Raw genomic sequence first — 24,382 nt, forward strand, 5'->3', positions numbered from 1 at the left:
TGGACGGGCTGACGGTGCCGACCCTGGTGATCGGCAGCGAGCGCGACCGCCTGACACCAATCGGCCAGTCCCGCAGGATCGCTCGAACCGCGCCCAACGTCGTCGGCCTGGTCGAGCTGCCCGGTGGCCACTGCTCGATGCTCGAACAGCCGCGCGAGGTGAACCGCCACCTGCGGGACTGGCCGATTGGTGTCAGGCGGTCGCGCTCGCTGCCGATCACCAGGGTCGGCACCGTCAGCCCGTCCAATTCGAGATGGCGCGATCCCAGCGCATCGACGAGCATCTTGGCGCAGCCGCCGCGCCCGGCGGCAGAGGTCTGCGCGAACAGCTCGTAGACTACCCGCGCGGCGTCCGGGTCGGCGTCCCTGGCGACGGCCAGCATCGCGACCACGTAGCGGCTCGGAATCCGGGCCGCGGCCGGCAGGGGGAACCCGCCGAAAGCGGTGATCAGGCCGCGGGCCGCGAGGACGCGTGCCAGCGAGAGTTCACGCGGCACCGACAGCAGTTTCACCTGGCGCACCAGATCCCCGGTGGTGGTGTTGATCAGCGCGACGGCGTCGGCGCGCCGGCGGACCTTGTCGCGGTAGTGGGACGACCACGCGGCGATGGCGATGCCGCCCATCGAATGCCCGGCCAGCACCGCCCGCTCGCGCGGCGCCAGTGTCGCCTCGAGCACCGAATCCAGGTCGGCCGCAAGGTGTTCGAGGCTGTAGCCGCCGCGCCGGGGAATGCCGCTGCGCCCGTGGCCGCGATGGTCGAACGCGATGACCCGGTATTCGGTCGACAGGTCGGCGATCTGGTGGGCCCAGGCGCGGATCGCGCAGGTGATCCCGTGCGTAAAGACGATCGGATAGCCGTCGGGCGGCCCGAAAACCTCGGCGTGCAGCGCGGTCCCGTCGGGCGCTCGCACGGTCAGGGTGCGGCTTGGTGGCAGCTCGGCACTCATCGCCGTTCCCCCTTCGAACACGGCCCCTTCGCCAGTTCCGGATGTAGGCGAAGTGTAGCCCTACGTCAACGACGAACTGGTGAAAACGGCCCATTACACGCGTCGATTTCGGGCACGATCGTGCAACAACTTGTGAGACGCTGACAGCCGTGTACCCGATGTCCCGTCGGGAGTTCTTCGTGGCCACGACCAGCCTCGTGGGCGGCGGGCTGACGGCCGGCTGCGGCTCGGGCCCGCCGCCCGCGCCGGACAGCAAGGCGGTGTTGGTCGTCGGCGCCGGCATGGCCGGCCTGTCCGCCGCCCGCAGCCTGGCCGATGCCGGATGGCCGGTGCGCGTCATCGAGGCCCGCGACCGCATCGGCGGCCGGGTGTACACGGACCGGGACTGGGGCACACCGCTCGAGATGGGCGCGTCCTGGATCCATGGCACGACGGACAATCCACTGGTGGAGCTGGCGCAGAAGGCGCGCGCACAGCTGGCTCCCACCGACTACTACGGATGGGCGAAGCTGGCCGTCGATCCGCGGCTCCCGCCGCTGGCCTACGACCCGCAGACCTGGCGCACCTTCGTGAAACGGGCGCGCGGCCGCGTCGACGACGGGAGTCTCGGCGCCGCCGTCGACGCCGCGGCAACCCGCGCCGAGCTTGCCGATTCCGACCGCGCCCAATTGGCCTTTTACCTGACCTCCGAGATCGAGAACGAATACGCCGCCGGCGTGGATCAGTTGTCCGCCACGACCTTCGACCGCGGCGAGTACGCCGACGGCGACCAGGACGTGATCACCAACGGCTACGACGCCCTGCCCCGGCTGCTTGCCGAGGGTCTGCCGATCCAGCTCAAGACGCCGGTCACCGCGATCGCGCGCCGCAACAGCTCCGTCATTGTGCGGGCCGGCGGCCGGTCGTTCGAGGGGCCCGCCGCGATCGTCACCGTGCCTCTGGGGGTGCTCAAATCCGGGGCGATCGCCTTCGAACCGCCCCTTCCGGACGAACATCGAAAGGCCGTGCAGGCGTTGGGATTCGGCGTGTTGTCCAAGAGCTACTTTCGCTTCCCCCGGCGAACGTGGGACGTAGAGAACGCCTTCTACCAGTACATCGGCAGCGAGCCGGGCGCGTGGTCACAATGGTTCACGCTGCCGAGCGGGGCGGGCCCAATCGTGTTGGCGTTCAACGCCGGTGAGCGCGGCCGGTGGGCGGAGTCGGCCGCGCCGGGCGACCTGATCGCCAGTTCGCTGCCGATCGCGCGCCAGCTGTTCGGCGGCGACGGCGCCGCGGTCGACGTGCGGACGTCGAATTGGTCAGTCGACCCCTACGCGCTGGGCTCGTATTCGTTCCACGCGCCCGGTTCCGGTCTCGCCGATCGGCGCCGGCTGGCCGAGCCGATCGGCGACCGGCTGTACTTGGCGGGTGAGGCCGTCGGCGTCAACAATCCGGCCACCGTGACCGGCGCCATGGTCAGTGGCCGATACGCCGCGGGCCAAGTGATGCACCGGCTGAGCGGGTGAGGGCGGTTATTCGGTCTCGAGCGCATTCGCGCAGGCATCGAGGATGGCAAGGAAACTCGAGCGCAGCAGCCGATAGCTGACCACCTCCAGCAGCTTGCCCCCAGCCAGAGCGGGATGGGTGTAGTTGCTCAGCCAGTCCACGTGGGTGCCGTCCCCCGAGCCGGTGAATTTCGACCCGGTGAACGTCGACCCGGTGAATGTCAGTGTGCCGCCCTCGTGGTTGAACGGCGGAAACGACCGAACGATGAGATATGAATAGCCGCCCGGCCGATCGTAGGCCGTGATCTCCTCCCGGAACCACGTGCCGATGCCGACCACCTCGCGCACCGCGCCCGCGCCGTGGCCGGGCGAATCCTTCGCATAACCGGCCCTGAGAACCAGCGGAGCGGCGGCCAGATTCGCGGGGTCGGCCAGCCAGTCGAAGACCTGTCCCACGGGTGCGGCGATCGTTCGTTCGACGTGAATCTCGACCATTCGGCCCATGCTATGCGCCGCTCAGAACCCGGTGGCCGGTAGAGCCGTTATCTGACCTGTTTGAGCGTGGTATGCGGGCTCTGGCCGTAGGTCTGTCGATACAGCACCGCAAACCGCCCGGTGTGCGCGAAGCCCCAACGCTGCGCGATCTCGGTGACGGTGGTGCCGGCGCGCTCGCCGGCGAGCAGCTCCTGGTGCGCGCGATGCAGGCGCACGCGGCGCACGTATTCGGTGGGAGTGGTGTCGAGCTGGCGCCGGAACAGGTATTGGACCGCCCTGGGTGTCAGGTGCACCGCCCCGGCGATGTCGTTGATGCTCACGTCGCCGGCGGCATGCCGGTGGATGAAGGCGACCGCCTCCTTCAGCGTCTCGGGCAGCGAGGGGTCACCCGCCAGGTCCTGTTCGGTGGCGTTGGACGGGTAGCACTCGAGCAGCGCGCCGGCCAGCAGGGGGGCCATCGCGGCCACGATCATCGGCTGCTGGGCGGTGTCGGGCGCGGCCAACGCGGCGGTCACGTAATCAAGTGCCCGATGCCACGCGCGCACGGCACCCCTTGACCGTGGGCGCCAGTTGAGGAACCGGATGCGCTGCGAGGGCGCCGAGCGCCAGTCCACGGTGATCTTGTGCAACGCGTCGGGCGCGATGGTCACCACATCGAACCGCGCGCCGTTCACCTGCAGCGCACACGACATGCCGTGGGCGACCAGGACGGGACAGTCGACATTCGGGAACGGTCCGCCCGTCAGGGTCAGCGATCCGGCCCGGGGCTGAATCACGACAATGTTTTCCGCAGGGTTTTCGGCGGGCGGGATTTCGAAGATCGCCGGGCCGTGGATCAGCACCTCGTCGATCGCCATCGAAGCCGCCGCGCAGCGCCGGTGGGTGACGGCCGAACGGGTCGTGAGGCCGCTGACGCGCCAGCCCGGGCTGTACACGCCGGCGAAGAACCGGCGCATGGCGTCGGGCTGGACGGTGCGGAACTGCTCGTAGCGGACCGCCGCCGCGCTTTGGGTCGACGCCGGGTCGCGCGCGACGGCGGGGCGGGCGGGGCGCAGGTCGACCTGGATCTCGTCGGGTTCGCCCGCCACACCGACGGCGCCGACGGCGGTGGTCGTCATGACCGCGCGGCCGATCGCCGCACCGTCGCGCCGTCCGTGGCGACGGCGGGACCCGACGTTCGCGAGGCCAGTTGTCGATAAATGTTCAGCGCGTCGAGCGCGATCCGGTCCCAGGAGAAACGTGAGACGGCGCGGCTTCGCCCCGCCGCGCCCATGCTGTCACACTGAAAGCTTTGGGCCAGAAGGCTTCTCAACGCCGCAGCGACCGCGGCGGGGCTGCGTCGCGGCAGCAGCAACCCGGTGACGCCGTCCACCACGGCATCGGTCAGGACGCCTACCGGTAGCGCGACCACCGCCACTCCGCTGGCCATGGCCTGCAATACCGGTGTCGCCCGCGGTGGTCGCCGCGGCGTGCACGCGACCACGTCGGCGGATCGCAGCAGCGACGGCAGGTCGTCGTCGTCGACGGCCCCCGCGAAGCGGACCCGGTCGGCGACGCCGCACTCGGCGGCGAAACGTTTCAGCTCGGCGCGCGCCCGGTCGTGGCCGGACTCGCGAGCGGCGGTTTCGGCGATCACCAACTCCGCACCCACGACCTTGGGCAGCGCCCGAATGGCGACGTCGAAGCCGTTATCCGACAACGGATTCGGCGCCAAGCAGAGAATCCGGTGACGCGCGTCGCGGTCGATCGCGGGGCCCACCGGGCTATATCGCTCCACATCGACGCCGCTGCACAGGACGGACGCTCGAGCCCGCCCGTGCCGTAGCCGGGCCAGCACATCGGCGTCGGCGCTGCACTCACCCGTCACCCACGTCGCGCCACGCGCAAGCAACGGCTCGATGCGTTCGCGTTCGCGCCCGCGCTTCTCGGCGGCACCGTTGGAGCGTGACGTCACGGCCAGCCCCTGGAAGCTCTGCACGGTCGGTATGTGATGGCGTCGCGCGGCCAACTGGGCGGCCAACCCGCCCAGCCAGCCGTACGCGTGTACGACGTCCGGCCGGTCGGCCGACCACAGGCGCTCGAGGACCCCCGCCCAGTCACCGACGTAGGGCAGGACCGCCTCGGCGGGCGCCGGCTCGGCCGGACCCACGTGGATAGCACCCCGACCCCGGACATAGGCCGTCGCAGCGTGGCCCCGGGCCGCGAGCGCCGCGGAAAGTTGCTCTGGGTCGTCGCCGACGATGTCGTCGCCGGTGACGATTGCAATCTTCACCACGCCTAGCCTCCCGCCCGCGCTGCGCCCAACCCAAGAGAGCTACCCGGCTTACGGCCGGCGAAACGCCGGACTTCGCGCCCTTCGCTCCCGGGGCCGGTGTTTCGCGTCGCGGATATGGCTGGGAAGGAGCCTTCCGAGGGGGAACACTGGGAGCATGACGACGGCTGAGGCGCGTCCGCGGGTCGAGCTGGTGGTACTGCTGGCGTCGGCCGGCGGGTTGGACGCGTTGTCCATCGTCCTTCACGATTTACCGACGGAATTTGCGGCCGCGGTCGTCGTGCAACAGCATCTCGGCGGCCTGGCCAGCGTGCTTCCGACGATCCTGGGCCGACAGACGCTCCACCGGGTGACCTGGGCAAAGGATGGTGGGCCGGTCCTGCCGGGGCAGGTCGTGGTCTGCCCGCCGGGGATGCATCTGGAAATGATGCCCGACGGTCGCTCTCGCCTTCGCAAGATGGCCGCGCTGCTCGAGCGGCGTTTCGACGTGCTGCTGGCGTCGGTGGCCAAGTCGTACGGAGCACGCGGTGTGGCGGTGCTGTTGTCGGGCTCCGGGCGGGACGGCGCCGTCGGCACCGTGGCGATGAAGCAGGCCGGCGCGATCGTGATCGCCCAGAGCCCGGAAACCGCGCAGTACCCGTCGCTGCCGCTCGCCGCCGCGCGCGCCGGAGCCGATTTCGTGCTGCCGATTCATGAAATCGGGCGGGTCCTGGCGGACATCGTCGGAGGCGCACCGCTGCCCAACCCCCTGCCCGGCCCCCTGTCCGACCCGCTACCCGAAAAGGGCCGGTCCGCCATACCACCGAGGCCGCCGGCGCCGGCTTCGACGGACCGACCGATGGAGCCCGCCCCCAACAGCGCGGCCGCCCGCGCTGAGCAGGCGCGACTGCGCGCGGCCGAGTTGCGGCGCAGGCGCCAGGAGCTGTCCAAGGGTTTCGGGGCGACCGAGCAGACTGTGTCGATCGCGCGGCGCAGGGCCCAGGAGTCGCTGCGCCGCGCGCAATTGGCGCACCAAGCGGCCTCGGAGGCGGCCGCGCGGTGGGGACACTGACCGCCGCGCCACGTTACGACTGGCTCACGACCTCCATCAGCAGCAGCGCGCCGCCGACGCTCGCGTCGCCCGATCGAAACGGTGTGCAAACCACCCGCACCCGTGCCGGGCGGCCGCGCCGGTTGACGGCGTCCACCACCGTTTCACCGGAACTTTCCGGATCGACGAACGCGTTGCCGATCAGCGGCCGCACGCTATCGAGTGGCAATCCGATGTCCAGCGCGGTCAACCTCGAGCCCGTCGTCTCGTCCGCCCGCAGTCCCCACAGGTCCTCGCAGCCCCGGTTCCACACCACCACCCGCATTTCCCGGTCGACGACCACCATCCCCAGACGCACCGAATTGATCAGCGAATCCAGGAAGTTCGTGGCGTCGTCCAGCTCCACGCTGCGTTCGCGCAGCGTTTCGTTGATGGTGTGCAGCTCGTCGTTCGTGGACTGCAGCTCCTCGTTCATCGTCTCGAGCTCTTCGTTGGTGGACTGCAGCTCCTCGTTGGTCGTCTCGAGCTCCTCCACCGTGGACTGCAATTCCTCGTTGGTCGTCTCGAGTTCCTCGTTGGTGGACTGCAGCTCCTCGTACGCCGCCTCGAGCTGGCGGTTGGTCTGCACCACCTTGTCGAGCAAGGCGCGCGTCGCCGTGACGTCGAAGAACACGATCGACACACCGAGCAGGCCGTTCTCGGCGTCGACGAGCGGATTGACGTGGATCTCGAACCACACGGTCTCGGTGCCGGGCCGTTGCCACTTGACGTCTGGGATCCGCGCCGACCGCCGCTCGACTTTCGCCTGCTCGAGGTAGGCGCGCAGCTCTACCGGGCGGTAAGACACCTCGAGGTCGCGCAGCAACCGGCCGATGTCGCGGGCCGAGAGCCCGAAGACGTTCTCGGCCTGCTGGTTGATCATCGCGACCGTATCCTCGCCGGTGATCACGATCTGGGCCACGGGGCTGGCGCGAAAAGCCAAGTCGCGCACCGTCGTCAAGCCCGGCAGCTCGCCGTGACGTTCGTAGAACGCGGCGGCGGGGTCATAGCGATCCCCCGCGATCTGGGTCCCGGCGACCTTGCGGAAGATCCGGTTCTTGAGGTTCAACGGAGCGAAGCGGTCGCTGTGGCTCAACAGCATCTCGGCGTGCCCGAGAAACAACGTTCCCTGCGGAGCCAACGCGAAATGCAAGCGCCCCACCACGTTTCGCTGTGTCTCGGCGTTGAGATACATCAGGGTGTTGCGGCACACCAGCAGATCGACGCGCGAGATCGGTGCGTCTTTGACCAAGTCGTTGCGCCCGAAGATGACCGCGCGGCGCAGATCCTTGTGGAAGACGTAGCGGCCGTTGACCTGTTCGAAGTAGCGCGGCAACAGGTCCGGCGGCACCGACTCGACGGCCTTGGCGTCGTAGGATGCCGTGCGCGCCTCGGCGAGCGCCTCCTCGTCGATATCGGTCGCGTAAATCTTGACCCGCTGCCGGAACTCATCTGGTCCCATCGCCTCGGCCAGCAGCATGGCCAGCGTGTAGGCCTCCTGCCCGGAGGCGCACCCCGCGCTCCACACCCTGATCGGGTCACCGGGCCCGCGCTCGGCCAGCATCCGCGGGACCACCTCCGCGCTGACGAATTCCCAGGCCTCGGGGTCCCGGAAGAAGGCGGTGACGTTGATCAGGATGGTGTTGAACAACGAGGCGAATTCGTCGGAGCTGGCCTGCAGCACGTCCAGGTATTCCTCGAATGTGGTGTATCCCGCCTGGTCCATGCGATGCCGGACCCGGCGCATCAGCGACGTGCGCTTGTAGCCCGTGAAGTCGAAGCCGCGGGAATCGCGCATGTAGCGCAACAAAGCCTCGAAGGCCTCGTCCGTCGTGCCGTCCATCAAGGTCCCGTCGCAAGAGCGTTCGTCGTCGGACTCGAACACTACTCCGACGTCACAGCAGATTTTCGCGCCCGACCAGTGCCCACACCGTCTTGCCCGACGACGTCGGAGTGGCGCCCCACGAGCGGCACAACGCGGACACGATCGCCAGCCCGGAGACGATTTCGGCTCCGCGATCGCCGTCTTCGTGCCTCCCGGGGAGGCGGTCGCTGCAATCCTCCACCGCGACGGTGACGGTGTCCCGATGGCTCTCCACGATGAGCACCGGCGCGCTCTCGGTGTGGTCGAGGACATTTTCGACGAACACGGTGCCGACCGTTGCAGCGACCGGGATCAGGTCGGGCTTGTCCCATTGGGTGAGCCAGTCGGTGATCACGGCGCGGGCCAGGCCGACGCTTTGCCCGTCCGCCGGCAGCTCGCTTCGCGCCCGCCGCCGGACGGCCAGGGGCTGGCCGTGCACGGCGTCCAGCGCGGACATCCGGGTGGGATGCACCGGCACGTACCGGGTCACGCCGCCGGCGGCGATCGACCGCCGGACCCGCGGCTGCTCGCACACCAGCAGGATGGGCACGTCCGGCCACACACTGACGTGCCAGCGGGCGCTGGTGAACACGGTCCACGCCGACGCGGACGGCGCGGACAGGCGGTTGACGTCGACGATCACGGCGCGCGGCTCGTCGAGCGCGGCCTTGATCACGGTGTCACGGACGGTCCGATACGTGGAGCTGTCCAGCACCCCATCCATCACCAGGATCGGCACATCCCGCTGAGTCGAGGCATCGATCCGGACGGCCGGCCAAGCTTCAGTCACCGGGATCCCCGCGATCAGGAGCGTTAGCGGCCAGCCGGCCGCCGAGCACGGTCAGCGCCCTTTCGCTCTCCTCGGCGAGCGTGTTGTAGTGCCGGGCAACCGGACCGGGGCCCGCCTTGTCGGCCATTCGCCGGGCCAATTTGGCTTTCTCCTGCAGGCTGCGCAGGGCGACCCACAGCGCACCCTCGACTTCGTCATCCCGCGCGGCCAGCAAGGCGTCGGCCGTCCAGGCGTGCCCGACGTGACAGCGAAAGTGGCCCTCGCTGATCGCGATCAACGATCCATGGCAGTCGGGGCAGGTGTAGCCCGACGGCGCGCCCAGGTCTTGCGTGTCGAAGTTGGTCGAGAACCGGGAGGTCATCGCGATACGGTTCTCCAGGTCCAGCGCCGCGTCGGGCTCCATGCTCGGGTCCTCTGTTTCCTCTTGGGCCAGCTCTTTGAGGACGGCGCCGATTTCGGCCGCCACGGCCTGTCGATCCAGCACGCCGGCGTCACGCGCGTTGGCCGGCAGCGCCCCGAACAGCGCGTCCTGCGGTGCCTGACCGATGGTTGTGCCGCCGCGCGAGCGGATCGCGGCGAGCCCCAGCACCCCGTCGTCGAGCACGCCCGACAGCAACACCCCGATCGCGCGCGCCCCGAACGCCACGGCGACCGAGCGGAATAGTGCGTTGATGGCGGGCCGATGCCCGTTCTCGGTGGGGCCCTGTGACAGGACTACGCGATGGTCGGCGACCAGCAGGTGACGGTCCGGGCTGCCGACGTAGATGTGTCCGGGCAGCAGCGGGGCGTCGTCCTCGGCGGTGACCGCCGGCAGCGGTCCACTGCGGTCGACGATCCGGGCCAGCACGCTGGGCGCACCGGCGGGCATGTGCAGCACGATCAAGTAGGCGTACGGCAAATCCGGCGACAGACCGGCGGCCAGGCGTGAGAGCGCTTCGACTCCCCCGGCCGAGGCGCCGATCGCGACCACTCCGCGCAGCCCATCGTTTTGCTTGGTCGCGTCAATCACCACCCTCGGCTACCCGCATCAAGCCTACGTAACCGGGCGGTCGTTAGACAGGGAAAACGCGGGCCCGTTTATGACCCGCCAACCGTGGTAACCGAGCCTCATGGGAGCCAACGACACACCTGATCCAAAACAGCGCGACCTAGAGCCGTCGCGCGTGCGCCGCGACACCGGATACCTGACCACTCAGCAGGGGGTCCGCGTCGATCACACCGACGATTCGCTGACCGCCGGCGAGCGGGGACCCACCCTGCTGGAGGACTTTCACGCCCGGGAAAAGATCACCCACTTCGACCATGAGCGGATCCCGGAGCGCGTCGTTCACGCGCGCGGCGCCGGCGCCTACGGCGTCTTCGAACCGTACGACGACTGGCTGGCCGAGTACACCGCGGCGAAATTCCTGACCACGCCGGGCACCCGGACCCCGGTGTTCGTGCGGTTCTCCACGGTGGCCGGATCGCGCGGCTCGGCCGACACCGTCCGCGACGTGCGTGGCTTTGCCACCAAGTTCTACACCGAGCAGGGCAACTACGACCTGGTGGGCAACAACTTCCCGGTCTTCTTCATCCAGGACGGGATCAAGTTCCCCGACTTCGTTCACGCGGTGAAACCCGAGCCGCACAACGAGATTCCGCAGGCGGCCTCGGCGCACGACACGCTGTGGGACTTCGTGTCCCTGCAGCCCGAGACGCTGCACACCATCATGTGGCTGATGTCGGACCGCGCGCTGCCGCGCAGCTACCGCATGATGCAGGGGTTCGGTGTGCACACCTTCCGCCTGGTAAACGCCAGCGGCGAAGGGACTTTCGTGAAGTTCCACTGGAAGCCCCGCCTCGGCGTGCACTCGCTGATCTGGGACGAATGCCAAAAGATCGCCGGCAAGGACCCCGACTACAACCGGCGCGACCTGTGGGAGGCCATCGAGGCCGGCCAGTATCCCGAGTGGGAGCTCGGGGTGCAGCTCGTGGCCGAGGCCGATGAGTTCAACTTCGATTTCGACCTCCTCGACGCCACGAAGATCATTCCCGAGGAACAGGTTCCGGTCCGTCCGGTCGGCAAGATGGTGCTGAACCGCAACCCGGACAACTTCTTCGCCGAGACCGAGCAGGTCGCCTTTCACACCGCCAACGTGGTACCGGGAATCGACTTCACCAACGACCCGCTGCTGCAGTTCCGCAACTTCTCCTACCTGGACACGCAGTTGATCCGCCTGGGCGGGCCCAACTTCGCGCAGCTGCCGGTCAACCGGCCGGTGGCCGACGTCCGCAACAACCAGCAGGACGGCTACTCGCAGCACGCCATCCCGCAGGGTCGGACCAGCTACTACAAGAACACCCTCGGCAGCGGGTGTCCGGCGCTTGCCAACGACGACGTGTTCCGCCACTACACGCAGCGGATCGACGGCGTAGCGATGCGCAAGCGCGCGAAGTCCTTCGAGAATCACTACAGCCAGGCGCGAATGTTCTGGAAGAGCATGTCGGCGGTCGAGGCCGAACACATCGTCGCCGCGTTCGCCTTCGAATTGGGCAAGGTCGAAGTGCCCGACATCCGCTCGGCGGTGGTGGCGCAGCTCGCCCGCGTCGACCACGGGCTGGCCACCAAGGTGGCCGCGAAGCTGGGGCTGCCCGCGCCGCCCGACGAAGCGGTCGACGGGGAGGTTGCCTCGTCGCCGGCACTGTCCCAAATCGGTGCAGCCAATTCCGGGGACACCATCGAGTCGCGCAAGATAGCCGTCCTGGCCGCGGACGGCGTGGATGTGGTTGGGACGCAACGTTTCAAGGAGTTGATGGCCGAGCGCGGCGCGACGGTCGAGGTTCTGGCGCCCGTCGCCGGCGGAACCCTGCGCGGCGGGTCGGGCGGCGAGCTTCCCGTGGACCGGGCGTTCACGACGATGGCGTCGGTCCTCTACGACGCGGTGGTGGTGGCGTGCGGGCCGGATTCGGTGGCCACGCTTTCGGGCGACGGTTACGCCGTGCACTTCGTCGTCGAGGCCTACAAGCACCTCAAGCCGATCGGTGCGTACGGCAAGGGGATCGACTTGCTGCGCGCCGCGCACATCGACACCCGCCTCGCCTCCGATAGCGACTCGGCCACCGACGTGGTGAGCGACCGGTCCGTCGTGACCACGACCGCGGCCGCCGACGATCTCCCCGACCAATTCGTCGAGGAGTTCGCCGCCGCCCTGGCCCGCCACCGCTGCTGGGAACGCCAGACCGACCCGGTGCCCGCGTAACCGTAAAGGAGGATCAATCGTGCCGCGATCGTCGATCAAGAACGAAAAGATGTATCAGGATCTGCGCAAGAAGGGTGATTCGAAGGAAAAGGCCGCGCGGATCTCCAATGCGGCCGCGGGCCTGGGCAAGTCGTCCGTGGGCCGCAAGGGCGGCAAGGCGGGATCCTATGCCGACTGGACGGTCCCGCAGTTGAAGAAGAAGGCCAAAGAGCTTGGCATGTCCGGCTATTCGGGCCTGACCAAGGACAAGCTGATCGCCAAGCTGCGCAACCACTGAGCTGCGCTGCCCAGCCGGGGCCTTGGACGTTGAGTGTGAAGTGTGGTCCTTGCGTGTGAATCCTGGGCGGAAGAATCGCCGGAATCCCACCGTGGATGCACACGGAAAACCGCCAGCGCACACTCAACTAGCCGGTGAGCCCCAGCCGGTCGGCCAGCACCAAAAAAGCGACCGCGTAGTCGTTGTCGGCGGTCCGCGACCGGATGTGCTCCCAGTCCAGCCTTTCGCGGACCGCCCGCACCGGCGGCAGCAGCTTGGCGAAGTCGCAGTGATGCTCGTTCAGGGAGCGCAGCTTCTGGACGACCACCATGGTCGGCGGCAGCACGGGCATCGCGATCGCCAACACGTCGCGCTGCTCGGCGCAGTCCAGCGTCGCCGGCTCGACGCACTCGCCGTTGATGCGGTGCAGGACGTCGACGACGGTGTCGCCGGTGCGCGCCTTGAACAACCAGTCCTCCGGGGGGTGCTCGATCACGAATCCGGCGCCGGCGAGGGTGGCCTCGGCGCTCGCCACATCGGTCTCGGCCACGACGAGATCCACGTCGTGGCTGGGTTCGGGCGCGCCGAAGGCCCACAACGCATAGGTGCCCGCCAACGCGAAGCGCGGCCCATGTTCCTTGAGCGCCGACGCCGCACCACGCAACGCCTCCCGCAGCTCATTGCAGGACACATCCGAAGGCGTCTGGGCGGCTGTCATCGTGCATAGGTGATACCCGCCTGTCGGCCGGGCAACCTGTGCGGGATTCGCGTGACATGGTTCGTCGTCCGTTTAAGCGGCCGTCGCATTGGCAAGTCTTGTGTTATGTCAGCCCCAGTGTTGCGCGTGTGCGACGGGGCTGCCGTCGTGGTCGTAGGTGATCGCCCGTGACGGCGGGATTGGTGAAGCACTGGCTCGAGTCGGGACGGCTCGAGCTGCCGCTGCCCGCCTCCGGACGCACCGCCGAGCGCTGGCAACGCCTGGCCCGGCTGGCCGAGGAGGACATCGTGGCGGCCCGGATCGCGGAGGCCCACGCCGACGCCGTCGCGATCCTGCACGAGCTCGGCGGCAAGCCGCCCGATTCCGACCAGCTGTGGGGCGTGTGGGCGGCCGAATCGTCCGACGACGCGCTGATTGCGACCAGGATCCGTGGCGGCGCGATCATCCTCAACGGCACCAAGGTGTGGTGCTCGGGCGCCGGGTTCTGCACGCACGCGCTGGTGACCGCCCGGCTCGACGACGGACGGTGCGGGCTGTTCGCGGTGCCGGTCACCGAACCCGCCGTCAAGGCGCTGCCGACCACCTGGTGGAACGTCGGGATGGCCGGAAGCGACACCAGGGCCGTGCAATTCACCAACGCGCGCGCCGTCGCGGTGGGTGACCCCGACGACTACCTGACCCGGCCCGGGTTCTGGCACGGCGCCACCGGCGTCGCCGCCTGCTGGCTCGGCGGTGCGCGACGGGTCGCAGAGCCGTTATATCGCTGCGCCACAAGTGAATCGGCGGACGCCTACACCCTGGCGCACCTGGGTGCGGTGGACGCCGCGCTGGCCGCCGGCGACGCCATCCTGACCGCGGCGGCGATGCAGATCGACGCCGATCCCTTCGACCGGTCCAACACCGCCCAGCTGCTGGCCCGTCGCGCGCGCACGGTCGTGGAACACGCCGTCGACGAGGCCATCACGCGCACCGGTCGCGCCCTGGGGCCAGGCCCGCTGTGTCAGGACGGGCGACACGCCCAGCGCGTCGCCGACCTGACCATCTACATCCGGCAAAGCCACGCCGAGCGGGACCTGGCCGAACTCGGGCGCCTCGCCGGGCGACGGTCATGAAAGCCGGGCCATGAAAACCCTGCGGGCAAGCAATTGCGCCAAGTTTGCGGCCAAGCCGCTCACCCGCGGCGGCACCCCGACGCCGGTGTGGCTGGCCGCCCTGCACTCCGAACCGCTGCCGGCACTGGACCTGAGCGCGTGTCCCGGGCTGGTCGTCGTCGCCGCCCATCCCGACGACGAGACGCTGGGACTCGGCGCGACCACCGCCCAACTGGTCGCCTCGGGCGTCGACGTGCAGGTGATTTCGCTCACCGACGGCGGCGCTTCCCGCCCGGGTGCGACGGCGTGGGAGCGGGCGCGTTGGGAGATCACCCGCAGGTACGAGCTTTGCCGGGCGGCAAGCATTTTGGGTATCCCGGAGCCGGTGTCGCTGGGGCTGCCCGACGGGCGGCTGGCCGACCACGAGGACGAAGTCACCGACCTCCTCGCCCGCATCCTCGGCGCCGCCGCGGCGGGGACGTGGTGCGCCGCCACCTGGCGCGGCGACGGGCACCCCGACCACGAGGCCGTGGGGCGTGCGGCCACCGAGGCGTGCCGGCGCACCGGCGCCGTGCTGCTGGAATATCCGGTGTGGATGTGGCACTGGGCCAGCCCGGCCGACCCGACGGTGCCCTGGCACCGCGCCCGCTCGGTGCCCGTGCCCACTCGGGCGCTCGCCCGCAAACGCCTCGCCGCGCACTGTTTTCGCAGCCAGCTCCAGCCGGCCGTCGGCGGGGCCGCCCCCGCCGTCCCGCCGTTCGTGCTGCAACGGCTGCTCGCGGTGGGCGAGGTGGTATTCCGGTGACCACCGCGGCGTATGCCGGCATCGAGGATTCCCGGCCGCTACCGAAGGCGTGGTACCAACAGCGCAGGGACGCGATCACCCTGGCGGTGCTGCCCGACCGCCGGTATCGGCACGCCTTGCAGCCGGGCTGCTCGACCGGGACGCTGACCGCCCAACTGGCGGCGCGATGCGATCGGGTGACCGCGATGGACGTGGAAGATGGGGCGCTGCGCAGCGCGGACGCGCGACTGCGGCGGGCGGGCAGCCGGGATCGGGTGACGCTGTACCTGTCACCCCGGGACGCGGCGTGGCCGCCCGGGCCCTTCGACCTGCTGATGCTCAGCGAGGTCGCCTGCGACCTGGTGGCCGACGCGCTGGCCGCGTTGTTGGCCCGCGAATGCCCGCGGCTGCGGCCGGGGGCGAAAGTCGTTGCCGCACACTGGCGCCACCCCGTGGCCGACCACCCCCTCACCGGCGACGCGGCCCACGCCGTCATCGCGGAGACGCCCGGGCTGACGTCCATCGCCCGCTATGGGGACCGCGACCTCGTCATCGAGGTGTTCGAACACCGGTGACGGCGGTTGGCCGCGAATTGGTGACCGCAGCCCGGGAGTGGGTATCGAAGAGGGTATGCGCGTAGCGACCTTCAACATCCTGCACGGCCGCACCGTCGGAAACGGGGTGGATCCTGCGCGGCTGCGTGACTGCGTGCGCCGGTTGAATCCGGACATCCTCGGGTTGCAGGAGGTCGACTGCGAACAACCGCGCTCGTCCCGCGCCGACCTCACGGCGGTCGCGGCGGAAGCCATGGGCGCGGTGGAGCATCGGTTCGTCGCCGCGATCTCCGGTACGCCGGGCGCGACCTGGATGGCCGCCACGGGCGAGGAACAACCCGGTACGGCGGCCTACGGGATCGCGCTGCTGTCCCGGTATCCCGTGGCCAGCTGGCAGGTGGTGCGATTGCCCCGTATCCCCATGCGGTTTCCCATGTACCTGCCCGGGCCGAACCGGGTGATGGTCGTCGACGAGGAACCGCGCGCGGCGGTGATCGCCCAGCTGCACACCCCGTTGGGCGGGCTCACGGTGGCCAACACGCACCTGTCATTCGTGCCCGGCTGGAATCGGCGCCAGCTGCGCCGGCTGATCCACGACCTGCGCGGCTTTCCGGGGCCGCGGCTGCTCACCGGTGACCTCAACATGACGCCCGACGCGGTGCGCCGGTGGTCGGGCATGCGGCCCCTGGCCGCGGCCGCAACCTTTCCCGCGCACATCCCCAACCGGCAGCTCGACCACATCTTGACCGACGACCCCGGCCTGCGCGGCGGCGCCGTTCAGTCCGAAGTGATGCCGATCTCCGATCACCGGCCGCTGGCGGTCGACCTGGAGCACGCGTGAGCGCTCAGGCCCGGCCCATCGCGTCGAGTCGCCGTTGGACCCGGTTGACATCGTCCGGGGCGGGCATCTCGTCGGTGACCCGGAGGATCTCCGCGCCGACGTCGGCGTTGTCGATCGACCGGCGCTCCCGCCCGGTGAGGGTTGTCGCGATCGCGGTGACCTCGTCGTCGCACACTCGCCGCGGCAACAGCGCCAACAGCGGCGCGTAGCCGAAGGGCGGCGCGCCGGTGGGATAACCGGCGCGCAGAAACGCGATGATGCTCGACACCGTGTCGCGTAGGACCATTCCTGACCTCCCGCCGCCACGCCGGGCGGTTCTTGCCAGGAATAACCCGGCGTGCCGGTTTGAAACCAAAGGGGCCCGGTCCGACTGCCGGACCGGGCCCCTTTGGAAATCGCTTACTGGTGTTCCTTCTGGCGCTCTTCGGCGGCCTTGGCGCCGGCGCGCGCCGAATCGGCTTCGGCTTCCTTCTTACCCGCATCGCGCTGGGCGTCCGCCTTGTCCTGCTGAGCCTGGCCCTCTTCGACGAGGTCGTCGCGGCCGGTGACGGTCCCGCCAACCTCCTTGACCTTGCCCTTGACGCCTTCGACGGTGCCCCTGACGGCCTCTTGTGGTCCGCTCTTCTGATCGCCCATCGGTCGACCTCCCTCTCGGTGATTACGTCTCGATTCGCATCTACCGGCTTCCCGCCCGGCGCGGGGCCAAACACCCGCGCCCGATTGCGGTCCGAGCGAACTCGTTCGTTTGAAAGCGATATTTCCGGGTAGTTACTGCCCCCGACTGTTCAAGGGGGTGGAGTCACTGAGCACCATTGCTGTCTTAGGGGCGACCGGCACGGCCGGGTCCCGCGTCGTCGCCCGGCTGCGGGCTCGCGACGTCGAGGTTGTCGAGATCTCCCGCGCACACGGCGTCGACGTGATCTCGGGACGGGGGTTGTTCCAGGCGCTGGCGGGGGTCGACGTCGTGATCGACGTGTCCAACCCGATGCCCGCGGACGGCCGGTCGAACATCACCCAGACGGTGGCCACCGCGACCCGCAACGTCGTGGGAGCGTGCGCCGCACGCGACGTCCAGCGCCTGGTGGTGTTGACGGTCGCCGGGATCGAAGATCCCTCGTTCGACGGCTTTCCCTATTACGAGGCCAAACGCGCGGCCAAGGAGATCGCGCTCGACGGGCCGGTGCCGGTGACCCTGGTGAAGTCCACCCAGTGGTACGAGTTCGCCACCAACCCCGCCGCGGTGAGTTCCCGCGACGGCGAGGTGGCCGTCCAGGACTGGCTGATCCAGCCCATCGCCGCCGACACCGTCGCCGACGTGCTGGTCGAGGCGGCCCTGGGGCAGACGCACCGGCCACGCACGATCGCCGGCCCGGAGGCGGTTCGCCTGCCAGAACTGACGTCGAAAGTGCTCGCCCGGCGCGGCGACAATCGCCGCGTGCGCGCCGTGCCGCCCGCGCTCGGTGCGCTCGGCACCGGCGCGCTGTTGGCGTCCGACGGCGCCATCGTCGTCGGCCCCGACCTAGACACGTGGCTGCGCTCCCTCTCGTCCCCCGGCACGGACGGCGAGTCGGCCGCCGACGGCGGCGCTGCCCCGACGAGGCTGCGAACGCGGGACCTTTCCCACACCAGCCGTTAGACCCCGAGCAACGTCACGGTTGCGTCACGATCGGTGTCACGATTGGTTAAGAACCGGGCCCGTTCTCTAAGAATTCTCAACATTGGCGGTCGTATTTATTTGCTCACTTAGCGAAAATGGGGCTCGTGGGGCGATCGGGCCACGCGTGGTTCGCGGTGTTCTTCTTACGGCGAAACGGCCCCTTTTGGCTTCCGCTACCTTGGTTTTCGAGGATCGGGAGCCTCTCTGAGAAGAAATCAATTGATCAATTTCGAAGGACAAGACTGATCATGAAAAACCGCAGTATCGTCGCGCGCCGGCGAGTTGCCGGCATCAGCGCGGGCTTCCTGCTCGGGGGATTGACCGTGGGCATCATCGGCGCCCCGTCCGCGGCCGCAGCGCCCGACTGCAGCCCCGGCGGGGTGAACGCCACCGTGTCGTCGGTCCAGGGCGCGGCGCAGCAGTACCTGGCCGCCCACCCGGACGCCAATCAGGTGGTCACGGCCGCCTACGGGCAGCCGCGGCCGGAGGCCGAGTCGAACCTGCGCGGTTACTTCACCTCGCATCCGCAGCAGTACTACGACCTGCGCGGCATCCTGGCGCCGATCGGGGACACCGAACGGCAGTGCAACGTCACGGCCCTGCCGCCGTTCCTGGAGTCGGCCTATCAGGAGTTCATGGCCGGCTGACCCGCCGAGAGACGACCCGCCACAACGCCGTGGCGGGTCGTTTCGCGTGCACCGCCGGCGGGTATTGAGCGGGTACTTGTGCAGTCAGCCAATGGGAGCCAATCGGACTGGAGGCAACGATGCGGCTGCGTCGCAGCGATCTGGGCAAGCCGGGGATCGCACGCAAACGCCGGGGGAAAGGCTTCGCCTACTACGACCCCGAGGGCAACCGGCTGTCCGATCCGGACACTCTGGCGCGCATCAAGGACCTTGTCATTCCGCCCGCATGGAAGAAGGTGTGGATATCGCCCGATCCGAAGGGCCACATCCAGGCCGTCGGCACGGACGCGGCCGGCCGCCGGCAGTACCTCTATCACGTGGCCTGGCAGCAGGAGCGGGCCGAGGAGAAGTTCGACCGCGTGCTGGAGCTGTCGGTGCAGTTGCCGATGTGGCGGGCGCGCATCGCCAAAGATCTGGCGTGCCGCGGCTTGACGCGTGAGCGGGTGCTGGCCGTCGCGCTGCGCCTGCTCGACCGCGGCTATTTCCGCGCCGGCGGTGAGCAGTACGCCGAGGAGCACGAGTCCTACGGCTTGGCCACCCTGCTGTGCAGCCACGTGACGGTGCGCAGCCACGCGGTCGCATTCGACTTTCCCGCCAAGAGCGGGGTGCGGCGCACGGTGGAAATCGAGGACGCCGAAATCGTTCGCGCGGTGCGCGCCCTGATGCGGCGCCCGCAGCGCACCGACCGACTGCTGGTGTGCCGTACCGGATCCGGGTGGGTCGACATCCGGTCCGACGACCTCAACGCGCGGTTCAAGGAGATGGTGGGCGACCAGTACACGGTCAAGGATCTGCGCACCTGGCACGGCACGGTGCTGGCCGCGGCCGCGTTCGCGGACGCGGACCCGCCCGTGTCGCAGCGGGTGGTCAAGCGCGTCGAGTCCGCGGTCATGAAGGAGGTTGCCGAGGAACTCGGCAACACCCCCGCGGTGGCTCGCGGATCGTATGTCGACCCGCGCGTCGTCAGCGGCTACGAGCAGGGCCTGACGGTCGACACGGCGGCGCGTCGGGCCGAACGCGCCCGCCGACCCGAGGCCAGACAAGAGATTCTGGAGAAGGCGACCCGCATGCTCATTCGCCGAGTTGCCAAGGGCCACAGCTCATCCGGAGCATCCCAACTGCCCAAAACCGCGTGAACCGGGGCGTCGCGGCAGCCGGCGCGGCGATATCCAGATTGCGAAGTGTTTCTCCCGCGACGAGGCGGCCAACTACCAACGTGCCAGCACAACCGGCCAGCGCAGGCCGCGCGCACGCGACCGATGTCTCCGCCGATTTCGCACCGTGGACGGCTGCGGGGCGCGCTGCGGCGCTCGGGCCGCAGCCCCTCCAATTGAAATCGATTGCACGACAAAGCAACTGGTGTCTGAATGCGCCGGGGGACGCGTTTCCCGCGGGAGGAGACGGCGGGAGAAACGCCGTTTATGTAATGACCTATAGGGTATTTCGCTCGCCATGCTCAATTCAGGCTCCGCGAAGAACGTGCTGCTGTGGCACGTCCATGGGTCCTGGACGCAGGCGTTCGTAGCGGGCCGACACCGGTATTTGATTCCGGTGGCCGCCGACGGCGGCGCCGACGGCATCGGACTGGCCGGGCGAAAGTGGCCCAACGCGCGCGAGATCGCGCTCGGCGAACTGGCGCGCCAGCACATCGATCTGGTGGTGTTGCAGCGTCCGCACGAGGCCGCGCTGGTGGCCCGGTGGGCCGGACGCCGGGTGGGTGCCGACGTGCCCGGGGTGTACGTCGAGCACAACGCACCGCGCCCGTTCGCCGATCGCAGCCGGCATCAGGTCGCGGACCGCCGCGACATCCCGCTCGTTCATGTCACCGATTTCAACCGGCTGATGTGGGACAACGGCCGAGCCCCGACGCGGGTGATCGATCACGGCATGGCCGATCCGGGCCCGCGTTACACAGGCGACGTGCCGAGGGCGGCCGCGATGATCAACGAGCCACAGCGGCGCGGGCGCACCGTGGGAGCCGACCTGCTCGAACCGTTGTCGGCATACGCGCCGATCGACGTGTGGGGCATCGGCACGGAGTCGCTCTACGCGAACCGCGGCGGCGTCACCGGGCGCGGTGACGTTTCGGCTCCACAGCTGTGGGACCAGATCGCGCGGCACCGCGTGTACCTGCACACCGCCCGCTGGACGTCGTTGGGACTTTCGCTCATCGAGGCGATGTTCCTCGGGATGCCGGTGGTGGCCGTGGGAACGACGATGGCGCCCCTGGTGGTGCCCGGCGAGGCGGGCGTCGTCGCCGCCGACGTCACCACCCTGGGCGGCGGACTGCGGGATTTCATGAACGACCACGCGGCGGCGGTGGCCGCGGGTAAGGCCGCGCGCGAATTCGCCACCGCCCGCTTCGGGCTGGACCGGTTTCTCGCCGAATGGGACGAAGTGATTTCCGAACAGTGCAGCGAATTCAGAAGGGAGCCCGCATGAGGATTGCGATGATCTCCGAACACGCCAGCCCGCTGGCCCACCTGGGGGACGTGGATGCCGGCGGGCAGAACGTGCATGTCGCCGAGCTGTCGGCCGCGCTGGCGCGGCGGGGCCACGACGTGGTGGTGTTCACCCGCCGCGACGACCCCCAGCAGCCCGAGTGCGTCGAGACGGAGCACGGCTACTCGGTGGTGCACGTACCCGCGGGCCCGGCTTGCGCGCTGCCCAAAGATCAACTGTTGCAATACATGTACGGCTTCGCCCATTTCCTGGCGGGGCATTGGCGGGCCCGACCACCCGACGTGGCTCACGCGCACTTCTGGATGTCGGGGCTGGCCACCCAGCGGGCGGGGCGAGAGCACCGGATCCCCACCGTGCAGACGTTCCACGCGCTGGGCCTCGTCAAGCGGTACCACCAGGGCGCCGACGACACCAGCCCGGATTGCCGCATCGGGCTGGAGGCCCTCGTCGCGCGCGGTGCCGACTGGGTGGCGGCCACCAGCACCGACGAGGTCTTCGAGCTCGTCCGCATGGGACGCGCCCGCTCGCACACGTCGGTGGTGCCCTGCGGTGTCGACATCGACGCGTTCCGCCCGGACGGGCCCGCCGCCCCGCGCGGCGCCCGCAAGCGGATCGTTTCGGTCGGACGCCTGGTGCCGCGCAAGGGTTTTGAGACGCTCATCCGGGCCATGCCGCGCATCCCCGGCGCCGAGCTCGTCATCGTCGGCGGCCCGGCGCGCGCGGCCCTGCCCGGCGACCACGAGGCACGGCGGTTGCACCGGCTGGCCGATCAGCTCGGTGTGGCCGACCGGGTGCGGCTGCTCGGCGGGATCACACGCGGCGAGATGCCGGCCGTGCTGCGCTCGGCCGACCTGGTGGCCTGCACCCCGTGGTACGAGCCCTTCGGGATCGTGCCACTGGAAGCGATGGCCTGCGGGGTGCCCGTGGTGGCCAGTGCGGTCGGCGGCATACGCGACACCGTTGTCGACGACGTGACCGGTCGCCTGGTGCCGCCGAAGGATCCCGCCGCCCTGGCCAAGGCGATCAACCCGCTCCTGGACGACGGCCGGCGGCGCGCCGCCATGGGCCGCGCGGGGCGGGACCGCGCCCGCGCGCGCTACACCTGGGACCGCATCGGGACCGACACCGAACGCGTCTACGAAAAGCTGGCGCGGGCGCGGCGCGAGGTCAGCACCCTCAACACCCGTTCCGGATAGCGCGATGGTTCAACGTGTTTCGAGCAGGCGCACCGATCGCTCCACCGGGTCGGGCAGTCGGCGCCGGGCGCGCAGCGCGGCCGGCAGTGCGGCCACGGCCTCGAGCAACGCGATCGCGTGGGCGCGGTCGTGGCTGGCGGCCCACGCGAGGGCGGCCGCGGTCCTGGCGCAGCGCCGCGGCGGGCGGCGCAGGAACGCGCTCAGCAACGCGTTGCGCCGGACGCGCGCTTGTTGGACCCGGCTCGCCGATCGAACCGTCGAAGGCTGGTGGTACGCCACCAGCTCGGAGGAGAAGCACAGGTTCCAGCCGTCGGCGGCAAGATCCCAAGCGAGCAAGTCCTCTTCGCCGCGGAAGTGCAGGATGGGGCTGAAACCGCCGGCCGCCTCGAACGCGGCCTTGCGCACCATCGCCGAGCAGGACTGGAAACCGAGGATCGACGGGCCCGGTAGGCCCGGATCACGACCGAGCGGACTGGCGGCGAATTCGGCCACCAGCGGGTCGTCGCGTCGCTGCGGCCAGATCACGGTGCGGGCGGCCAGCAGCGCGACGGTGGGATGCCGGTCAAAAATCTCCTCGGCAAGCGCGGGAGCCGTTGGCTCCCACCATGAGTCGTCGTCACAGAACGCGATATACGGCGTGGCGGCCCGCGCCACCCCGACGTTGCGAGCGACGGCGCCGTCGTTGCGGCTCAGCGGGATGACCGTCACCCGGCCGCCGGAGCGGCCCGCGATCCCAGCGGCCGTCGCCACCGATCCGTCACGGGATGCGTTGTCCACCACGAGAATCGGGCAACCGGTCGTATCGAGCAGTCGATGCAGCACGTCGCGAAGCTCTTGCGCGCGGTCACGCGTCGCGATGACGAAGGAGGTTCGGGGCTCGTTTCCAGCTGAGGCGGCCATGACCGCTGCGGCTACCCGGGAATCGGTCGCCGAAACCCCGTTTCATAGGACAACCGCGGGGTACGAGAACGCGGTGCGGCCATTATCGCGTGTGCTCGTCACCGGGGGTGCCGGCTTTCTGGGCGTCCACTTGTGCGAGCAGCTCCTCGGAACCGGCGTGGAAGTCGTCAGCGTGGACAACCTGTCCACGAGCCCGCCGGGGGCGGCGCAGCGGCTGGCCGGGCGGACCGGCTATGAGTTTGTGCGGCAGGACATTTGCGATCCCGGTGCCGTCGACGTCCTCGGTGCGTCGTTCGACACCGTGTTCCATCTGGCGTCGCCCGCGTCGCCGATCGACTATCAGCGGATGCCCATCGCCACGCTGCTCGCCGGGTCGGCGGGCACGGCGACGGCGCTGGAGATCGCCGAACGCGCGGGGGCCCGGTTCGTGCTGGCGTCCACCAGCGAGGTCTATGGTGATCCCGAATTGCATCCACAGCGCGAAAGCTATTGGGGCAACGTGAATCCGGTGGGACCGCGCAGCATGTACGACGAGGCCAAGCGCTACGCGGAGGCGTTGACGTTCGCCTACCACCGCCTGCGGCGCGCCGACGTCGGCGTCGCTCGCATCTTCAACACCTACGGGCCGGGCATGCGCACCGATGACGGCCGGATGGTTCCGACGTTCTGCCGTCAGGCGCTGCGCGGGGAACCGCTCACGGTGTCAGGCACGGGGCTGCAGACCCGCTCGCTGTGCTACGCCGACGACACCGTGGCCGGCCTCATCGCGCTGGCGCGCAGCGATTTCAGCGGGCCGGTCAACATCGGCAATCCCATCGAACTGACGGTGCGCGCGGTGGCGGAGCTGATCCGCGGGCTGGCGGGCAGCACCTCCACGATCCAACTCACCCCGGCGGCCGTGGACGACCCGCAACGCCGATGCCCGGACATCACCCTGGCGCGCCGGGAATTGGGCTGGGAGCCGCGGATCGACTACCGCACCGGGCTGCGCACCACCGTCCAATGGTTCCGCGTCACCGCCGACGACCCGCAGTGGGGGGTCCCGGAACCCGAGCGACTGGCGCAGTAGGGGGTTTC

25 protein-coding genes are annotated in these 24,382 nt (G+C 69.5%); 14 read left to right on the top strand and 11 right to left on the bottom strand.

The features are described from left to right. Positions 1–946, bottom strand: a 946-nt coding sequence (locus A5706_RS11955; protein WP_197517813.1) for an alpha/beta fold hydrolase, incomplete at its 3' end; no start/stop codon positions are given. A gap of 158 nt (positions 947–1,104) precedes the next feature. On the opposite strand from A5706_RS11955, the gene A5706_RS11960 reads away from it, so the two are divergent. Continuing rightward, positions 1,105–2,451 (top strand): flavin monoamine oxidase family protein, encoded by a 1,347-nt coding sequence (locus A5706_RS11960; protein ID WP_068130750.1) that lies wholly within the window; start codon positions 1,105–1,107, stop codon positions 2,449–2,451. 6 nt (positions 2,452–2,457) lie between these two features. On the opposite strand, the gene A5706_RS11965 is transcribed toward A5706_RS11960, so the two are convergent. Genes A5706_RS11965 through A5706_RS11975 form a run of 3 tightly spaced genes read right to left on the bottom strand, consistent with a single transcriptional unit; the run spans position 2,458 to position 5,197 of the window. Continuing rightward, positions 2,458–2,925, bottom strand: a complete 468-nt coding sequence (locus A5706_RS11965; protein ID WP_068130753.1) for an SRPBCC family protein — start codon at positions 2,923–2,925, stop codon at positions 2,458–2,460. A gap of 47 nt (positions 2,926–2,972) precedes the next feature. Further along, entirely contained in the window at positions 2,973–4,058 is a 1,086-nt protein-coding gene (locus tag A5706_RS11970; protein WP_369831852.1) for a helix-turn-helix transcriptional regulator, read from the bottom strand. Continuing rightward, positions 4,040–5,197 (bottom strand): glycosyltransferase, encoded by a 1,158-nt coding sequence (locus A5706_RS11975; RefSeq protein WP_068130756.1) that lies wholly within the window; start codon positions 5,195–5,197, stop codon positions 4,040–4,042. The genes A5706_RS11970 and A5706_RS11975 overlap by 19 nt, the downstream gene beginning before the upstream one ends. Before the next feature lie 157 nt (positions 5,198–5,354). Between A5706_RS11975 and A5706_RS11980 the strand changes: the two genes are divergently transcribed. Next, the gene (locus A5706_RS11980; protein ID WP_068130641.1) at positions 5,355–6,248 is read left to right on the top strand and encodes a chemotaxis protein CheB; all 894 of its coding nucleotides are present in this window, start codon (positions 5,355–5,357) and stop codon (positions 6,246–6,248) included. A gap of 13 nt (positions 6,249–6,261) precedes the next feature. Here A5706_RS11980 and A5706_RS11985 read toward each other — a convergent pair whose 3' ends face one another. The 3 genes from A5706_RS11985 to A5706_RS11995 are packed head-to-tail and all read right to left on the bottom strand — an operon-like array spanning position 6,262 to position 9,932. After that, positions 6,262–8,109 carry a CheR family methyltransferase gene (locus A5706_RS11985; protein WP_068130760.1) on the bottom strand — a complete coding sequence of 616 codons (1,848 nt, stop codon included), beginning with the start codon at positions 8,107–8,109 and terminating at the stop codon, positions 6,262–6,264. A 52-nt stretch (positions 8,110–8,161) separates the two neighbouring features. Continuing rightward, positions 8,162–8,920, bottom strand: coding sequence for an STAS domain-containing protein (locus A5706_RS11990; RefSeq protein ID WP_068130644.1), 759 nt, complete (start codon positions 8,918–8,920; stop codon positions 8,162–8,164). After that, positions 8,913–9,932: a chemotaxis protein CheB gene (locus tag A5706_RS11995; protein ID WP_068130648.1), complete on the bottom strand. Its 1,020-nt coding sequence runs from the start codon at positions 9,930–9,932 to the stop codon at positions 8,913–8,915. Before A5706_RS11995 ends, A5706_RS11990 begins: the two co-directional genes overlap by 8 nt. A gap of 97 nt (positions 9,933–10,029) precedes the next feature. On the opposite strand from A5706_RS11995, the gene A5706_RS12000 reads away from it, so the two are divergent. Together A5706_RS12000 and A5706_RS12005 are read left to right on the top strand one after the other, a co-directional pair. Further along, on the top strand, positions 10,030–12,159 hold the full coding sequence (locus A5706_RS12000; RefSeq protein ID WP_068130651.1) for a catalase: 2,130 nt from the start codon (positions 10,030–10,032) through the stop codon (positions 12,157–12,159). Between the two features lie 19 nt (positions 12,160–12,178). Beyond that, positions 12,179–12,436 carry a Rho termination factor N-terminal domain-containing protein gene (locus A5706_RS12005; protein WP_068130653.1) on the top strand — a complete coding sequence of 86 codons (258 nt, stop codon included), beginning with the start codon at positions 12,179–12,181 and terminating at the stop codon, positions 12,434–12,436. Between the two features lie 127 nt (positions 12,437–12,563). Here the strand turns inward: A5706_RS12005 and A5706_RS12010 are convergent, their stop codons facing one another. After that, positions 12,564–13,133, bottom strand: a complete 570-nt coding sequence (locus tag A5706_RS12010) for a nucleotidyltransferase (protein ID WP_068130657.1) — start codon at positions 13,131–13,133, stop codon at positions 12,564–12,566. 167 nt (positions 13,134–13,300) lie between these two features. Between A5706_RS12010 and A5706_RS12015 the strand changes: the two genes are divergently transcribed. The 4 genes from A5706_RS12015 to A5706_RS12030 are packed head-to-tail and all read left to right on the top strand — an operon-like array spanning position 13,301 to position 16,403. Next, positions 13,301–14,245: an acyl-CoA dehydrogenase family protein gene (locus A5706_RS12015; RefSeq protein WP_068130660.1), complete on the top strand. Its 945-nt coding sequence runs from the start codon at positions 13,301–13,303 to the stop codon at positions 14,243–14,245. Positions 14,246–14,255: 10 nt separating this feature from the next. Then, the gene (locus A5706_RS12020; protein ID WP_068130663.1) at positions 14,256–15,029 is read left to right on the top strand and encodes a PIG-L deacetylase family protein; all 774 of its coding nucleotides are present in this window, start codon (positions 14,256–14,258) and stop codon (positions 15,027–15,029) included. Continuing rightward, the gene (locus A5706_RS12025; protein WP_068130666.1) at positions 15,026–15,583 is read left to right on the top strand and encodes a class I SAM-dependent methyltransferase; all 558 of its coding nucleotides are present in this window, start codon (positions 15,026–15,028) and stop codon (positions 15,581–15,583) included. The genes A5706_RS12020 and A5706_RS12025 overlap by 4 nt, the downstream gene beginning before the upstream one ends. Before the next feature lie 55 nt (positions 15,584–15,638). After that, the gene (locus tag A5706_RS12030; protein ID WP_068130669.1) at positions 15,639–16,403 is read left to right on the top strand and encodes an endonuclease/exonuclease/phosphatase family protein; all 765 of its coding nucleotides are present in this window, start codon (positions 15,639–15,641) and stop codon (positions 16,401–16,403) included. A gap of 4 nt (positions 16,404–16,407) precedes the next feature. Here the strand turns inward: A5706_RS12030 and A5706_RS12035 are convergent, their stop codons facing one another. Both A5706_RS12035 and A5706_RS12040 read right to left on the bottom strand, forming a co-directional pair. Then, positions 16,408–16,689: a DUF3349 domain-containing protein gene (locus A5706_RS12035; protein WP_068130671.1), complete on the bottom strand. Its 282-nt coding sequence runs from the start codon at positions 16,687–16,689 to the stop codon at positions 16,408–16,410. A 113-nt stretch (positions 16,690–16,802) separates the two neighbouring features. Then, positions 16,803–17,039, bottom strand: coding sequence for a general stress protein CsbD (locus tag A5706_RS12040; RefSeq protein ID WP_068130674.1), 237 nt, complete (start codon positions 17,037–17,039; stop codon positions 16,803–16,805). A 157-nt stretch (positions 17,040–17,196) separates the two neighbouring features. Between A5706_RS12040 and A5706_RS12045 the strand changes: the two genes are divergently transcribed. The 5 genes from A5706_RS12045 (at position 17,197) to A5706_RS12065 (ending at position 22,405) form a co-directional block, all read left to right on the top strand. Then, positions 17,197–18,039: an SDR family oxidoreductase gene (locus A5706_RS12045; protein ID WP_068130676.1), complete on the top strand. Its 843-nt coding sequence runs from the start codon at positions 17,197–17,199 to the stop codon at positions 18,037–18,039. A 269-nt stretch (positions 18,040–18,308) separates the two neighbouring features. Beyond that, positions 18,309–18,707, top strand: a complete 399-nt coding sequence (locus tag A5706_RS12050; RefSeq protein WP_068130679.1) for a heme-binding protein — start codon at positions 18,309–18,311, stop codon at positions 18,705–18,707. Positions 18,708–18,826: 119 nt separating this feature from the next. Next, complete coding sequence (locus tag A5706_RS12055; RefSeq protein ID WP_068130681.1) at positions 18,827–19,882, top strand: DNA topoisomerase IB; 1,056 nt, start codon at positions 18,827–18,829, stop codon at positions 19,880–19,882. A gap of 316 nt (positions 19,883–20,198) precedes the next feature. Then, the gene (locus A5706_RS12060; protein ID WP_068130684.1) at positions 20,199–21,188 is read left to right on the top strand and encodes a glycosyltransferase; all 990 of its coding nucleotides are present in this window, start codon (positions 20,199–20,201) and stop codon (positions 21,186–21,188) included. Continuing rightward, on the top strand, positions 21,185–22,405 hold the full coding sequence (locus A5706_RS12065; RefSeq protein ID WP_068130686.1) for a glycosyltransferase: 1,221 nt from the start codon (positions 21,185–21,187) through the stop codon (positions 22,403–22,405). Before A5706_RS12060 ends, A5706_RS12065 begins: the two co-directional genes overlap by 4 nt. Before the next feature lie 9 nt (positions 22,406–22,414). On the opposite strand, the gene A5706_RS12070 is transcribed toward A5706_RS12065, so the two are convergent. Continuing rightward, a complete protein-coding gene (locus A5706_RS12070) occupies positions 22,415–23,305 on the bottom strand; it encodes a glycosyltransferase family 2 protein (protein WP_068130689.1) in 891 nt (296 codons plus the stop codon). Between A5706_RS12070 and A5706_RS12075 the strand changes: the two genes are divergently transcribed. Continuing rightward, complete coding sequence (locus tag A5706_RS12075) at positions 23,304–24,374, top strand: NAD-dependent epimerase/dehydratase family protein (protein ID WP_082964323.1); 1,071 nt, start codon at positions 23,304–23,306, stop codon at positions 24,372–24,374. The genes A5706_RS12070 and A5706_RS12075 overlap by 2 nt on opposite strands. The last annotated feature ends 8 nt before the right edge of the window (positions 24,375–24,382 follow it).

The sequence above is a fragment of the Mycobacterium sp. E796 genome (assembly GCF_001672815.1).
In the GTDB taxonomy this organism is placed as follows: domain Bacteria; phylum Actinomycetota; class Actinomycetes; order Mycobacteriales; family Mycobacteriaceae; genus Mycobacterium.